At 43.7% G+C, this 13,452-nt stretch carries 12 protein-coding genes and 1 other RNA gene; 3 read left to right on the top strand and 10 right to left on the bottom strand.

The window, feature by feature from the left end:
- Positions 1-12: 12 nt before the first annotated feature.
- From recD2 to EKQ44_RS11450, 6 genes are all read right to left on the bottom strand, one after another.
- Positions 13-2,415 (bottom strand): SF1B family DNA helicase RecD2, encoded by a 2,403-nt coding sequence (recD2, locus tag EKQ44_RS11475; RefSeq protein WP_237663696.1) that lies wholly within the window; start codon positions 2,413-2,415, stop codon positions 13-15.
- A 19-nt stretch (positions 2,416-2,434) separates the two neighbouring features.
- Positions 2,435-3,088, bottom strand: a complete 654-nt coding sequence (locus EKQ44_RS11470; protein ID WP_237663695.1) for a tetratricopeptide repeat protein — start codon at positions 3,086-3,088, stop codon at positions 2,435-2,437.
- A gap of 274 nt (positions 3,089-3,362) precedes the next feature.
- The gene (mnmA, locus tag EKQ44_RS11465; RefSeq protein ID WP_237663694.1) at positions 3,363-4,478 is read right to left on the bottom strand and encodes a tRNA 2-thiouridine(34) synthase MnmA; all 1,116 of its coding nucleotides are present in this window, start codon (positions 4,476-4,478) and stop codon (positions 3,363-3,365) included.
- A gap of 234 nt (positions 4,479-4,712) precedes the next feature.
- On the bottom strand, positions 4,713-5,861 hold the full coding sequence (locus tag EKQ44_RS11460; protein ID WP_237663693.1) for a cysteine desulfurase family protein: 1,149 nt from the start codon (positions 5,859-5,861) through the stop codon (positions 4,713-4,715).
- A 71-nt stretch (positions 5,862-5,932) separates the two neighbouring features.
- On the bottom strand, positions 5,933-6,349 hold the full coding sequence (cymR, locus tag EKQ44_RS11455) for a cysteine metabolism transcriptional regulator CymR (protein WP_047969452.1): 417 nt from the start codon (positions 6,347-6,349) through the stop codon (positions 5,933-5,935).
- Between the two features lie 32 nt (positions 6,350-6,381).
- Positions 6,382-7,056: a YczE/YyaS/YitT family protein gene (locus EKQ44_RS11450; RefSeq protein ID WP_237663692.1), complete on the bottom strand. Its 675-nt coding sequence runs from the start codon at positions 7,054-7,056 to the stop codon at positions 6,382-6,384.
- 161 nt (positions 7,057-7,217) lie between these two features.
- On the opposite strand from EKQ44_RS11450, the gene EKQ44_RS11445 reads away from it, so the two are divergent.
- Positions 7,218-8,489 (top strand): replication-associated recombination protein A, encoded by a 1,272-nt coding sequence (locus EKQ44_RS11445; RefSeq protein WP_237663691.1) that lies wholly within the window; start codon positions 7,218-7,220, stop codon positions 8,487-8,489.
- Positions 8,490-8,508: 19 nt separating this feature from the next.
- Here EKQ44_RS11445 and EKQ44_RS11440 read toward each other — a convergent pair whose 3' ends face one another.
- On the bottom strand, positions 8,509-8,850 hold the full coding sequence (locus EKQ44_RS11440; protein WP_237663690.1) for a VOC family protein: 342 nt from the start codon (positions 8,848-8,850) through the stop codon (positions 8,509-8,511).
- A gap of 146 nt (positions 8,851-8,996) precedes the next feature.
- On the opposite strand from EKQ44_RS11440, the gene EKQ44_RS21450 reads away from it, so the two are divergent.
- Positions 8,997-9,695 carry an RsfA family transcriptional regulator gene (locus tag EKQ44_RS21450; protein WP_269151630.1) on the top strand — a complete coding sequence of 233 codons (699 nt, stop codon included), beginning with the start codon at positions 8,997-8,999 and terminating at the stop codon, positions 9,693-9,695.
- A gap of 165 nt (positions 9,696-9,860) precedes the next feature.
- On the opposite strand, the gene EKQ44_RS11430 is transcribed toward EKQ44_RS21450, so the two are convergent.
- Positions 9,861-10,628 carry a tRNA threonylcarbamoyladenosine dehydratase gene (locus tag EKQ44_RS11430; RefSeq protein WP_064100078.1) on the bottom strand — a complete coding sequence of 256 codons (768 nt, stop codon included), beginning with the start codon at positions 10,626-10,628 and terminating at the stop codon, positions 9,861-9,863.
- 200 nt (positions 10,629-10,828) lie between these two features.
- Between EKQ44_RS11430 and EKQ44_RS11425 the strand changes: the two genes are divergently transcribed.
- Positions 10,829-11,281, top strand: a complete 453-nt coding sequence (locus tag EKQ44_RS11425) for a sunset domain-containing protein (RefSeq protein WP_237663689.1) — start codon at positions 10,829-10,831, stop codon at positions 11,279-11,281.
- A gap of 141 nt (positions 11,282-11,422) precedes the next feature.
- On the opposite strand, the gene ssrS is transcribed toward EKQ44_RS11425, so the two are convergent.
- A non-coding RNA gene (gene ssrS / locus EKQ44_RS11420) (6S RNA) lies at positions 11,423-11,612 on the bottom strand.
- A 65-nt stretch (positions 11,613-11,677) separates the two neighbouring features.
- Positions 11,678-13,450: an aspartate--tRNA ligase gene (gene aspS / locus EKQ44_RS11415; RefSeq protein WP_237663839.1), complete on the bottom strand. Its 1,773-nt coding sequence runs from the start codon at positions 13,448-13,450 to the stop codon at positions 11,678-11,680.
- Positions 13,451-13,452 lie beyond the last annotated feature (2 nt).

Genomic DNA, 13,452 nt, shown 5'->3' with positions numbered 1-13,452 from the left:
TTGGAGCATCGCTTATTCGTCATCCATAAAATCATATGGACTGACGTTTTCCATGCCGATATTCGCATCTCTCCAGAATGGGATCTCTTGTAATACAGGGTCATCCATTTCCTGTTCAGTTATATGTTTTGACTGCTTCACTTGTAACCGTTCCCTTAAAGACGTTTGCCTTGCCTGCTCATCCGCTCGCTGCACACCAAGCTTCAATGCATCTTCTTCCCCGCATAATATCAAAAAGCGTTTGGCACGTGTGACAGCCGTATACAGTAGGTTCCTCCTCAACATCCTGTAATAGCTTTTCACCACTGGCAAAACTACTATCGGGAACTCACTTCCTTGCGACTTATGTATGGAACAGCAGTATGCGTGTGTAAGCTGACCGAGATCCTGTTTCGTATAGGTCACCTCATTCCCATCGAACGACACGATGACCATGTCCTGTTTTTCTGTGTTCTCTTTCGCATAGAAAATAGAAACAACTTCACCGATATCCCCGTTGAACACATGGCTTTCCGGTTGATTCACAAGCTGCAATACCTTGTCACCAGTTCTGTACACGACATTCCCAAAGCTGAGTTCACGCCTTTGCTCACTTTTAGGGTTGAACAGCTCCTGGAGCATTTCATTCAGTTTATCTATCCCCGCATTTCCCCTGTACATAGGAGCGAGTACTTGGATATCCTTTGCTGTGTACCCTTTGCTTTGTGCATTGGCACAGACCTTTTTTACTACATCTAAAATTTGTGCCTGCCCGCATTTTATAAAGGAACGATCTTTTTGTCCCGAAGATATATCAGCAGGTACTACTCCACCCTTCATATCATGTGCCAGTTCAATAATGGAGGATCCATCCGCCTGTCTGTAAATATCCGTCAGCTGCACAGTGGGAATGACTTTGGATGCCAGAAGATCCTTTAACACCTGTCCTGGTCCCACTGAAGGCAATTGGTCTTCATCCCCCACCAAAACTACTTGAATGTCATCAGGAAGGGATTTGAAAAGTTGATTGGCAAGCCAGATATCAACCATTGATACCTCATCGACTATGAGTAATTTTCCTTTTATCGGATTTTCTTCATCATGTTGAAACCCTTCCGAACCGTTCCAGCCCAAAAGCCTATGTATCGTCAAGGAAGGCAGGCCCGTTGCTTCACTCATCCGTTTGGCAGCACGGCCAGTTGGTGCCACAAGCATGATGGGAAATGGATCATCTTTGTCATAATCATTCGGTTCAAGGGAACAACCGTGCAGGTCAGCATATAATTCTACAATACCTTTGATAACAGTCGTTTTCCCGGTACCAGGGCCACCTGTTAAAAGCAGCATCGGGGTCATAAGTGCCTGCTGGATGGCTTCTTTTTGAGAGGGGGCATATTGTACCTTCAACCTGTCCTCAAGCTCACCTAATGCAAGTAGGAACTCGGACTCAGGGAACTGTTCGGCATATTGCGTTTGCTCCAGGACTTTTTTAATATTCGTGACTACACCTTGTTCGGAAAAATAAAGGCTTGGAAGGTATACTCGACCTTCCTCCGCTTTCAGCTTCCCTTCTTCTGTCAATTGCAAAATTTCCCGAGAAATGTCAGAGTCTGAAACAAGCCCATGCTGTTTCTCATTTAAAAGTCTTACCACTGCCTCTATAAGTTGGTCTTCCTTTACATAGCAGTGCCCTTCTTGCATGGAATGTTGCTCAAGCATATATAGGCAACCTGCCCTGATGCGATCTGGGTGATTTCCGGATATCCCGAAGTGATTGCCAAGTTCATCTGCACGGGCAAATCCGATGCCTTCCACCGTTTCCACTAGTTGATATGGATTTTTTTGGAGGGTTTCAATGGTCTGATCTTTATAGGCTTGATAAATCTTCATGGAAAGCTGAGGTCCGAAGCCAAATTGAGACAATGCGATCATGACCTGTTCGAGACCTTGATGCTCCATCAGGCTATCATAGAGAAGTTTTGCCTTATCCCCAGCAAGCTTTGGAATGGAATCCAATACGGAAGGGTTTTCTAGAATTTTTGAAATAGCATTCTCTCCGAGGGCATCGGCAATCTTTTCTGCCGTCTTTCTTCCGATTCCTGAAAACAAGTCACTTGATAAATACTGGATGATCCCCTGCCTTGTTTGTGGAATATCCTTACGGAAGTGCTCTACATGAAACTGAAGCCCAAACCTGGGATGATCCTTCATTTGTCCAAAAAATATGTAAGTCTCATCTTCATGTATCCGAGGGAAATAGCCTGTGACGACCGCTTCCTTTTCATCATAAGCAACATTCGTCTCCGTCACTCTGATCCGCACGACCGAATACATATTGGATTCATTATGGAAGATAGTAACAAGATGCGAACCTTTTATAAACTTTTCATGTTCCTCGAAAAGATCGAGAGAGGATTGCTGCTTTTGGTCCTTCATGGGAATTTCCCTCCGTTCCCTAGTTTTCTGTCAGGATTTTCTTAGCATGTGCCGCAAGCATGTGATCTGCCTGAACATCCAATGCTTTATCAAGATTTTTTAATGCTTTTTCCCTGTTTTCTTGATAAGCATAAGCAACTCCTAAGTTGTAGTATGCATCTGCATGCAACTCATCGGCCTCTACCACTTTCTCAAACTCCACTGTAGCCTCTTGAATCAGGCCTTGTCCGGCCAAGCAAAGACCGTACTGGAATCTCGCTTCGGAATCTTCAGGCTTTAATTCTACAGCACGTTGAAAATAAGGGAGAGCAAGTTTTGGCTGTTCAAATTGCAATAGAGTCATCCCCAGCATAAAGAAGATATCACTGTCATTAACACCTTTTTTCATCGCAAGTTCAAACTGATCTTTTGCTTCATTCCATTTTTCAAGCTGGTAAAATACATTTCCAAGCCCATAGTGAGCAGTTCCGATTGTGCCGTCTTTTTCCAATGCCCGTTCGAAAAACTTCATCGCTTTTTCTAGTTCGCCCACAGCACTCAGGACGTTTCCGAAGTTAACATACGCTACCGCATTATCTGGATTCTCTTCTATTTCTTTTGAAAAAGCAGCAAGTGCTTCTTCATATTTTCCTTCTTGAAGGTACTGGATACCCAATGCATTATTGTCTTTCATCTATTAGTACACCTCGTTAATTATTTCTTTGTTTATAGAATATTGTTGAATTATGAAAGTCTTTAGCTGTTGATTGGAGTATAGGGCGTAGACTCCTACGGGAGGTAGCGCTTAGCAGAGACCCCGCAACGAAGTGAGGAGGCTCTGCAAGCGCCCCGTGGAAAGCGTAGCCCGGTGCGTAAATCAACAGCACCGTTGAAAAGAGTCTTTTACTAGTCTTTTTAGTATATCACAGAGAAAACCTCCATTCCCTATGGAATCGAGGTTTTCACTTTTATCCTACATACCAAAGCTTTTCGTTGTCTTTGAACACATGATCAATCGTTCCCCCACCAAGACACTCGTCGCCATTATAAAAGACAACAGCCTGTCCGGGTGTGATCGCTCGTACCGGTTCATCAAAGATAACTTTTACTTTGTTATCTTCTAAGTGCTGAATGGTTACTTTATTATCGGACTGGCGATAACGGAACTTGGCTGTACAAGCTGTTCTGTCAACAGGTGGATGATCGGATACCCAACTGATATCGGTTGCGGTTATGGAATCGGAGTATAGCAACTCATTGTGGAAGCTTTGCCCCACATACAGTACGTTCTTTTCCAGATCCTTACCGATTACGAACCACGGATCTCCGCTTCCACCGATTCCAAGACCATGACGCTGTCCAATGGTATAATACATCAATCCATCGTGCTTACCTTTTACTTCTCCATCCATCGTCAACATGTTGCCTGGTTGAGCTGGAAGGTAACCGCTCAGGAATTCTTTGAAATTGCGTTCACCAATGAAGCAAATTCCCGTGCTATCTTTTTTCGTTGCTGTCGCAAGACCTGCACGCTTTGCAATTTCACGAACTTCTGACTTTTCGATATTGCCAATCGGGAACATTACTTTAGAAAGTTGTTCCTGACCGAGTTGATTTAAGAAATAGGTTTGATCTTTATTGTCATCAAGGCCGCGAAGCATTTTGTATTCGCCATCACGGAATTCCACTTGTGCATAGTGACCTGTTGCCAAGTAGTCTGCTCCAAGGTCCAATGCATGCTCAAGGAAAGCCTTGAATTTGATTTCTTTGTTACACATAACATCAGGATTTGGTGTGCGTCCCGCTTTGTACTCATCTAAGAAGTATTGGAATACTTTATCCCAATATTGTTTTTCAAAATTTACCGCGTAATAAGGGATTCCGATTTGGTTGCAGACACGAATGACATCATTGTAGTCTTCCGTTGCCGTACAAACCCCAAATTCATCGGTGTCGTCCCAGTTTTTCATGAAAATACCGATTACATCGTAGCCTTGTTCTTTTAGAAGAAGGGCTGCTACGGATGAATCCACTCCACCAGACATTCCTATTACTACACGGGTATCTTTTGGTGCTTTTGTCATCTTGATCACCCCGTATTTAATTTAAATATTCTATATGACCCTTTTGCTTTGCGTTTCAGGAGTTCGCTTATCCTTTGGGCGGTGCTTGAGCCTCCTAGCTGCGCTGCGGGGTCTCAACCTACCGCTATCTCCCTTAGGACAAGGAACGCTTCGGCAGCGACTCATCGCACGAAGAAAATGCGCTAGCATTTTCGAGGAGTCTCACACCTTGAACTTCAATCTACAGGGAGAAACTTATTTATTTCGTGTTAGTCTTTTTACGACTTTGGCTGTTTCTTTAGCAGCTTGTGTGATGTCTTCCATCGTGTTGCCAAGTCCGAAGCTGAAGCGGATGGAGGAAGCGATCTTGTCTGAGTCTTTTCCGAACATGGCTACTAGGACGTGGGATGGATCGATGGAGCCTGCTGTGCAAGCTGATCCGCTTGATACGGCTATGCCGGCCAAGTCTAGGTTCACTAGCAAGGATTCCACATTCGTCCCTGGAAAATAAACATTGAGTACATGCGGTAATGTTTCTTCCGCACTACTGTTTATTTCAAACCGAACTTCTTCTTCCTGCCATACTTGGATCATCGTTTCCTTGAAGCTGATATACAAAGATACCTTCTCTGCCGCTTCCTCTATACTGAGTTCAATCGCGGTTTTCAAGCCGACAATACCTGCCACATTTTCTGTCCCAGCACGGCGTTTCCGTTCCTGTTCCCCTCCATAGGTAAGAGTGGAGAAATTCGCTCCTGACCTTGCATATAAAAAGCCTACACCCTTTGGACCGTTGATCTTGTGGGATGACATGGAGAGAAAATCTATGCCTTGTTCCTCCACATTGATTGGAAGAAGACCGAAGGCTTGGACGGCATCCGTATGAAAGTAGGCTGGATGTTCTTTCAGCATTTCCCCTATTTCTTTAATTGGCTGCACGGTGCCCACTTCGTTATTCCCAAACATGATGGTTACAAGGATGGTTTGATCTGTCAATGCTTCTTTTAAGTCTTCTAGCCCGACCTGCCCTTTTTCATCAACAGGTAGATAGGTAACCTCAAAGCCTTCCTTTTCCAGTTGTTCACAAGTATGAAGGACGGCATGGTGCTCCACTTGCGTTGTGATAATATGCTTGCCGCGAGAGCTGTTTGCCCTGGCTACGCCAAGAATGGCAAGGTTGTCCGCTTCTGTCCCGCCGCTTGTGAAAATTATTTCCGTTTCTTTCGCACCAATAGCTTTGGCAGCAACATGTCTTGCCTCATCCACCAAATGTCTCGTTTTTCTGCCAAATCCGTGGATGCTCGAGGGATTTCCGAAATCTTCTCTCATGGCAGGAAGCATACTATCAAGGACAGCCGGGTGCAATGGTGCCGTTGCTGCATGGTCTAAATAGATCTGTTTCAATGAGGACGCCTCCTTTCATACTAGTTACTGTTCCCTTGTTCCACTCCTTGCATAACACCTTTGGCGGGAACTTAGATGTAAAACATATATGCTTCTTGATCTCCGCCTTCATAATTGGCCAGATCATCTAATGTTGTGCTATCCAATACGTCTTTCACCGCATCACGGATTCTAATCCATAGTTCACGCTTTGCCGGCTCTTCATCATCAATCACTTCAACCGGGCTGATTGGGCCTTCGAGTACACGAATAATGTCTCCAGCCGTAATTTTCGTCGGCTCATCTGCTAAGATATAGCCTCCGTATGCACCTCTTATACTTTTGACAAGGCCTGCATTACGTAATGGAGCGATTAGTTGCTCCAAATAATGCTCTGACAAATCATGCGTCTGAGCAATGGTTTTTAAGGAAAGCGGTCCTTCCCCTACATTTTTTGCCAGTTCAATCATAATGGTTAACCCGTAACGTCCCTTGGTTGAAATTTTCATTTCCGAACACCCCTACTTTTTCGATTCAGTTCCTATATTTGAAGAGTAACTTTTTTATCGTTTCTATGTTGAATTTTATAAAGTATTAAGTCCGTGGCTTTTTGACAGGCTGGCAAAGTCAAGCCGACGATGCTTCCAATGGTAAGACTGAAAAGTATGGTACCGATGAAAATCGGACCACCCAATAGCCAACCTAAACATAATACTACTAATTCCATTCCTAATCTAATATATTGCACTTTCCAGCCGGTCACTTGGGTCAAGGAAATCATCAAGCTGTCCCTTGGCCCGGCACCGCAACGCGATGAAATATATACACCAATACCAATTCCGATGATCATGATCCCCAAGACAAGCATCGCAATTTTACCCATGATTGTATCTGGCGTATGCAACTGCGGAACCATCAAGTACAGATCAATGAAGATCCCAACCATAAGCATATTCAGAAATGCTCCAATCTGAGGCAACTTTTTGGAAATAATGGAAGAAATCATCAAAATAAAAAAGCCTACAATGATGGACCATGTACCGATCGTCAAACCAATCTGGTAGAAGAGTCCAATATGAAAAACATCCCATGGCGCACTGCCAAGATTTGCACGTATCATCAGTACAATCCCAAAGGCCATGATGAGTAGGCCGATGAAATAGATGGACCATTTCGCAAAAAACAATTTTCTCCCTAAACTCCGCTCTCCTTGCATGCTTCTCTACCCTTCTGTCTTCGCTAATTTCTGTCTCTATTTAAAATCTATCCCATTATAGCATAATTCCATAGGTTTTACATTTTAAACCATGATGATAATTGTGGTACATTGGGTATGGGACATTACATGTCATTGTAAGCAGGAAGGTGTTTATTTCAATGAATAACAAACCACTGGCCTTTCGGATGAGGCCGAGAACGATAGATGAAATGGTTGGTCAGGAGCATCTTGTGGGAGAAGGGAAAATCATTCAAAGAATGGTAAAAGCCAAACACCTCTCTTCCATGATCCTTTACGGGCCGCCCGGGATAGGAAAAACGTCGATAGCAACAGCCATTGCCGGTAGTACCCAATATGCTTTTCGCACATTGAATGCGGTCGTCCACAATAAAAAAGACATGGAAATAGTGGCAGAAGAAGCGAAAATGTCTGGCAAGGTCATCCTTATCCTGGATGAGGTGCATCGCTTGGACAAGGCAAAACAGGACTTTTTGTTGCCTCACCTTGAAAATGGCCGAATCGTTCTGATTGGGGCAACCACAAGCAACCCCTATCATGCCATCAACCCTGCCATCCGGAGCAGATGCCAGATCTTTGAGCTACACCCCTTGTCAGTAGAAGAAATCAAGCATGTCATCATGCAAGCATTGCAGGATAAAGAACGGGGACTTGGAGCACAACAGGTTAATCTTGATAATGGAGCACTAGAACATTTTGCAAACGGGTGCGGCGGGGACGTGCGCTCGGCGCTGAATGCATTGGAACTTGCAGTACTTTCCACAAGTCCAAATGAGGATGGAAGTAAAGTCATTAATTTGGAAACGGCCGAAGAGTGCCTGCAGAAAAAAAGTTTTTACCATGACAAGGACGGAGACGGGCACTATGATGTTCTCTCTGCTTTCCAAAAGTCCATCCGGGGTAGTGATGTAGATGCGGCCCTTCATTATTTGGGTAGATTGATTGAAGCGGGAGATCTCGTGAGTATCGGAAGACGGTTGCTTGTCATCGCATATGAGGATATCAGTTTGGCCAACCCACAGGCGGGTGCACGTACACTCTCTGCCATTGAGGCGGCAGAAAGACTCGGATTTCCAGAAGCACGTATTCCTTTAGCAAATGCAGTCATTGAACTTTGCCTGTCTCCTAAATCCAATTCTGCCTATAAAGCGTTGGATGAAGCATTGGCCGATATCCGGAAAGGGCTGGTCGGGGAAGTGCCCATCCACTTAAAGGACGCCCATTATAAAGGGGCGGCTGATCTTGGCAGAGGGATTGAATATAAATATCCACATGACTATCCAAGCGGATGGGTTGCACAGCAATATTTACCTGACAAGTTGAAGCACAAATCTTACTTTAAACCGAAGGATACAAGTAAATTTGAAACGGCCCTAGGTCAGATATATGAAAATACGAAGAAGAAAAAGTAAGGGGGGATCAACTCCCTCCTTATTTCTTTTCAATAAGTCCTATTCCATTTCCAGTAGGGTCCGCGAGATATGCTAGAAAGAAAGTCTCAAACTCCATCTTTTCTCTCACAACCATCGCGCCGCTCGCCTTTGCTTTTTCAAGGGCTGTTTCGATGCAATCCACTTCAATCTGGATGCGCGTTCCTTTAGGATAATCACTCGGACCTTTTGCAATTCCACCATTAATGCTGGTTTCACCCGTACTGACAGGCCAATAATCCCAGTTTTCTTCACCGATGTTCCAACCGAAGACTTCTTGATAAAATTTCGTTGCCTCTTTCGGATTTTGGCTGCTAATCTCGAATCCTACCACTTTTCCCATATCCATTCCTCCCACTTTTCTCATGAATGCTATACATCTTCTCGTAAACTAAAGAGTTTCCCTCTTTTTTCTAGTAATCTTCCGTATATTTCTTTAGTTTTGTGGAAATGATGGGTAAAAAAGAGCGTTTCAAGGAGTGGATAAAGATGAAAGTAAGACAAGATGCATGGTCTCACGAAGATGATTTATTACTTGCGGAGACTGTTTTACGATACATACGTGATGGCGGTACACAGCTTGCCGCCTTCGAAGAGGTTGGCGATGCGTTAAACCGCACTTCAGCTGCTTGTGGATTCAGATGGAATGCAGAGGTCAGGAAGAAGTATGAACCTGCCGTTGCCATAGCCAAAAAGCAACGAAAAGAAAAAAAACGTGCGCAAGAAAAATTAGCTAAACTACAACAGAAACAAAAAGGAGAGCCGGTTTCCGTTAAAAAAATTACCACACCTTCTTTGGAAATGGAATGGCTGCCAGCACCTAAAACAGCTTCAAACGAAAATGAAAACAAGCTTCCGTTCGAATATGACATGGAAGATGAAGAATATGCACCTCTTCCTGTAAGGAATGCAGCAGTTGATACTTCAACTTCGATTACCTTGGATGACTGCATTCATTTCCTACAAAACTTCCAACAAAATCAAAACTCTGATTATCGTTTGCAGTTGGAAAGTGAAAGATTACAAAAGGAAAATCAGTTACTAAAACAGAAGAATCAGTCCCTTGAACAGCAGCTTAAGAATTTAGAAGAACAGCAAGTTGCCATAAACGAAGATTACGAAATGCTCGTCCAGATCATGGACCGTGCAAGAAGAATGACCGGCGGAGTTCAGGATGAAGTGATGTAAGTACATGTAGGGAGGTCTTCATCAATGTGATGAAGATCTTTTTCTTGTGGGATTTAGGCAAACGGAGGTCTTCAGGTCAGTGATGAAGACCTCTCTAAATGGAAAATGACGCAAACGGAGGTCTTCATCACAACAACCATGAAGACCTCCGAATCAATTATAAGTTTATTGCTGTCCACCAACACGTTGAATCTTAACATCCTTCAGGATATCGTTAATCACATATCCGCCAAGAATAAGCCCTGCAACTGATGGTACGAATGCATTGGAGGAAGGTGGCATTTTTGCTTTGCGAATTTCTGCATTATCGTTCCCAACTGTTTTACGAACATCTTCCCTAATAACAATCGGGCTTTCATCCGAGAAAACCACTTTGATGCCACGGTGAATACCCTCTTTGCGAAGTCGTGTACGTATAACCTTCGCAATGGGATCTGTGTGAGTTTTAGAGATGTCGGCCATTTTGAATCTTGTTGGATCCATTTTATTTGCCGCTCCCATACTGGAAACCATCGGAATCTTGCGCTTTAGACACTCTTTCATTAGATGAATTTTATAGGAAATCGTATCAGAAGCATCAATGACATAATCCAAACCATAGCTGAAGAACTCTTCATAAGTCTCTTCTGTGTAGAACATTTTAAGAGCAATGACTTCACAGTCAGGATTGATATCCTGGATACGCGCTTTCATAAGGTCCGCTTTCGGTTGTCCCACTGTGGACATGAGTGCGTGAATCTGACGGTTAACATTTGTGATATCCACATCATCTTTATCCACTAAAATAAGGCGTCCAACGCCGGAACGTGCCAACGCTTCTGCTGAAAAAGAACCGACCCCACCGATTCCTAATACTGCAACCGTGCTATTTTTAAGGGTTTCCAAGCCTTCTTTTCCTATTGCCAATTCATTTCTTGAAAATTGGTGTAACATTGCATATCAACTCCATTTATCGCTTGTTTCATTTCAAATGTCTTGTAAAGATTGTACCCGAAATCGAATATAACATACTTTGGGTGAAAAGCAAGTAGTCGGATAGGAATTTTGTTTTTTTACAAAAATAGGTTTATATGCCTTATAATAAAGGGAATAGTTACTGGATATTTATTTTTATTGAAGGCGGGGAGTTTGTAATGAAAAATCTGTTTAAGGCCTTATCTTTCTTCTTAGTGATTGGCAGTGGGTTAGTAGCAATCTTTCGCTTGAACAAAACAAATAAGCAGTTAATCGTACGGGAAACTACTTCTTTTCAAGTGAAGCAGACATTGGAGGCAATTGCTGCGACACTGGAGAAAACGAAGGAAAATGAGCGTTTATCGAAGGTAGAGGGTAATCAAAGTACATTGGAGGTTACTAATGAAGAACCGAATCTCCAAAGCTCGAAAGCTTTAGAAACATCAAATGAACAAGTAGAAGAGATGGACCAACAAGAGGATCCGCCTTTGATCAAAGCCAACAAAAACGCTCGTGGAGAGTATATTTATCATGTTCCGGGAGGCGTTTTCTATAACCGGACGACCCCGGTGGAATGGTTCCATACAGAGGAAGAGGCGCAGGCAAAGGGATATCGGAAGTCTGCAAGGTAATAAATAATTATTAGACAACCTTCATTTCGGATGAGGGTTGTTTTTTTGATTACTAAGGGCAACAATCTTTGAGAAAAGAGACTAACAAAAAAACCGGCACCGCGCCATAGAGCGCAGAACCGGTTTTTGATCCGTATGTAGGCAAGTCCCAATCGTGCCGTCGTCGATGCCTTCGTTTTGATCCCCGCTCACAGCAGGTGGGTGCTCTGTTTCATGCATGTAGTAAGTCCTCACGAGGAAGGCATTTACGCAGCGACGAAAACTCTGAGCTCCCGTATAATCTATTGTTCGGTCAAAACAATAGGTTATACGACGAACACATCAGGACTTGCGACTTCTTGAAGTAATCTTAACATAGGGGAAAGCTATTTTCAAGCTATCACCGTATAGGAAAATCTACTCTTTTTTGACAGCTAGCGACAAATGTAGCTCGTCTAATTGCCCACCTGCCACAGGACTTGGGGCTTCTGTAAGGATACAGCTTGCACTCGCTGTTTTCGGGAATGCAATGGTGTCACGAAGGTTCGTTCTGCCAGCCAACAACATAACTAGACGGTCCAAGCCTAGTGCGATTCCACCATGTGGAGGTGTTCCGTATTCGAATGCTTCAAGCAGGAAGCCAAATTGTTCGGTTGCCTCTTCTTTACTGAATCCAAGTACTTCAAACATCTTCTCTTGGATATCACGTTCATAAATACGTAGGGATCCTCCGCCAAGTTCATATCCGTTCAACACCAAGTCATAGGCTTGTGCACGGACTTCACCAGGGTTTGTCTCAAGTAACGGAAGGTCTTCACGTACCGGCATCGTGAATGGATGGTGAGCGGCAAAGTAGCGGCCCGCTTCTTCGTCATACTCCAATAACGGCCAGTCTGTCACCCATAAGAAATTGAACTTGCTTTCGTCGATCAGGCCAAGCTCTTTTCCTAATTTCAAGCGAAGTGCGCCAAGTGCATCGGCCACAACGGACTTTTTATCAGCCACAAATAGGATCAAGTCCCCTTCTGCCGCGTCCAAGGATTGGATGAATCCTGATTGCTCTTCTTCGTTAAAGAATTTCGCAATTGGTCCTTTTAATCCTTCTGCTTCCACCTTTAACCATGCTAGACCTTTTGCTCCATATACAGCAACATATTCAGTCAAGGCATCAATGTCTTTACGGGAGTATTTTCCTGCAGCACCTTTTACATTGATTGCTTTTACCTGTCCGCCATTATTGACTGCTGCGCTGAATACCTTGAATCCGCAGTCTACCACTTGTTCGGATAGGTCAACAAGTTCCATCTCAAAACGAGTGTCCGGCTTGTCGGAACCATACCTGCTCATGGCATCCTGATAGGTGATACGAGGAAAGTTTTCTGGAACATCCACACCCTTCGTATTTTTCATCACCATTCTCATCATATCTTCCATCATGCCAATGATCTCTTCTTGAGATAGGAATGATGTCTCGATGTCGACTTGCGTGAACTCAGGCTGCCTGTCTGCACGAAGATCCTCATCACGGAAGCAGCGGGCAATCTGATAATAACGTTCCACACCGGAAACCATCAAAAGTTGCTTAAAGATTTGTGGTGATTGTGGAAGAGCATAGAACTCACCAGGGTGTACACGGCTTGGTACTAGATAATCGCGCGCCCCTTCTGGCGTGCTTTTGGTTAAAATAGGGGTTTCCACTTCCATGAATTGTTGGTCATTTAGGAATTCACGGATGGAGCGAGTCACATCATGGCGCATCTTCAACGTGTCGAACATCACCGGTCGACGAAGGTCTAGATAACGGTATTTCAGACGGATATCTTCATTGACTTCTGTTTTGTTGTCCAATACGAATGGCGGTGTTTTTGCTGCGTTCAGCACTTCGATCGTATCAGCTTGCACTTCGATGGCACCCGTTTTCAAATTAGGGTTCACAGTAGCTTCGTCACGCGCAACCACTTTCCCTTTTATATATAAAACATATTCATTACGTACATTTTCTGCTGTTTGAAGAGCTTCTGCAGATACATCGGGATTGAACACGATTTGAACAATTCCAGTACGGTCGCGAAGGTCTAGGAAAATAAGTCCTCCAAGATCACGGCGCTTTTGCACCCAGCCTTTTAATTCGATTACTTCACCAATTGATGATTGTGGTACTTCGCCACAGTTATATGTTCTTCCTTGCATCA

The organism is Sutcliffiella horikoshii (assembly GCF_021991925.1).
Lineage (GTDB): Bacteria > Bacillota > Bacilli > Bacillales > Bacillaceae_I > Sutcliffiella_A > Sutcliffiella_A horikoshii_F.
The sequence above is the reverse complement of the archived record's forward strand: the minus strand, read 5'-3'. Positions and strand labels throughout refer to the sequence as shown.

Excerpts from the sequence above, each read along its gene's own strand:
- EKQ44_RS11440 (WP_237663690.1), bottom strand. The coding sequence starts at position 8,850 with ATGGGAAAAGTGGTAGGATTCGAGATTAGCAGCCAAAATCCGAAAGAG.
- EKQ44_RS11430 (WP_064100078.1), bottom strand. The coding sequence starts at position 10,628 with ATGTTACACCAATTTTCAAGAAATGAATTGGCAATAGGAAAAGAAGGC.
- EKQ44_RS21450 (WP_269151630.1), top strand. The coding sequence starts at position 8,997 with ATGAAAGTAAGACAAGATGCATGGTCTCACGAAGATGATTTATTACTT.
- recD2 (WP_237663696.1), bottom strand. The coding sequence starts at position 2,415 with ATGAAGGACCAAAAGCAGCAATCCTCTCTCGATCTTTTCGAGGAACAT.
- EKQ44_RS11425 (WP_237663689.1), top strand. The coding sequence starts at position 10,829 with ATGAAAAATCTGTTTAAGGCCTTATCTTTCTTCTTAGTGATTGGCAGT.
- mnmA (WP_237663694.1), bottom strand. The coding sequence starts at position 4,478 with ATGACAAAAGCACCAAAAGATACCCGTGTAGTAATAGGAATGTCTGGT.
- cymR (WP_047969452.1), bottom strand. The coding sequence starts at position 6,349 with ATGAAAATTTCAACCAAGGGACGTTACGGGTTAACCATTATGATTGAA.
- EKQ44_RS11470 (WP_237663695.1), bottom strand. The coding sequence starts at position 3,088 with ATGAAAGACAATAATGCATTGGGTATCCAGTACCTTCAAGAAGGAAAA.
- EKQ44_RS11450 (WP_237663692.1), bottom strand. The coding sequence starts at position 7,056 with ATGCAAGGAGAGCGGAGTTTAGGGAGAAAATTGTTTTTTGCGAAATGG.
- EKQ44_RS11445 (WP_237663691.1), top strand. The coding sequence starts at position 7,218 with ATGAATAACAAACCACTGGCCTTTCGGATGAGGCCGAGAACGATAGAT.
- aspS (WP_237663839.1), bottom strand. The coding sequence starts at position 13,450 with ATGCAAGGAAGAACATATAACTGTGGCGAAGTACCACAATCATCAATT.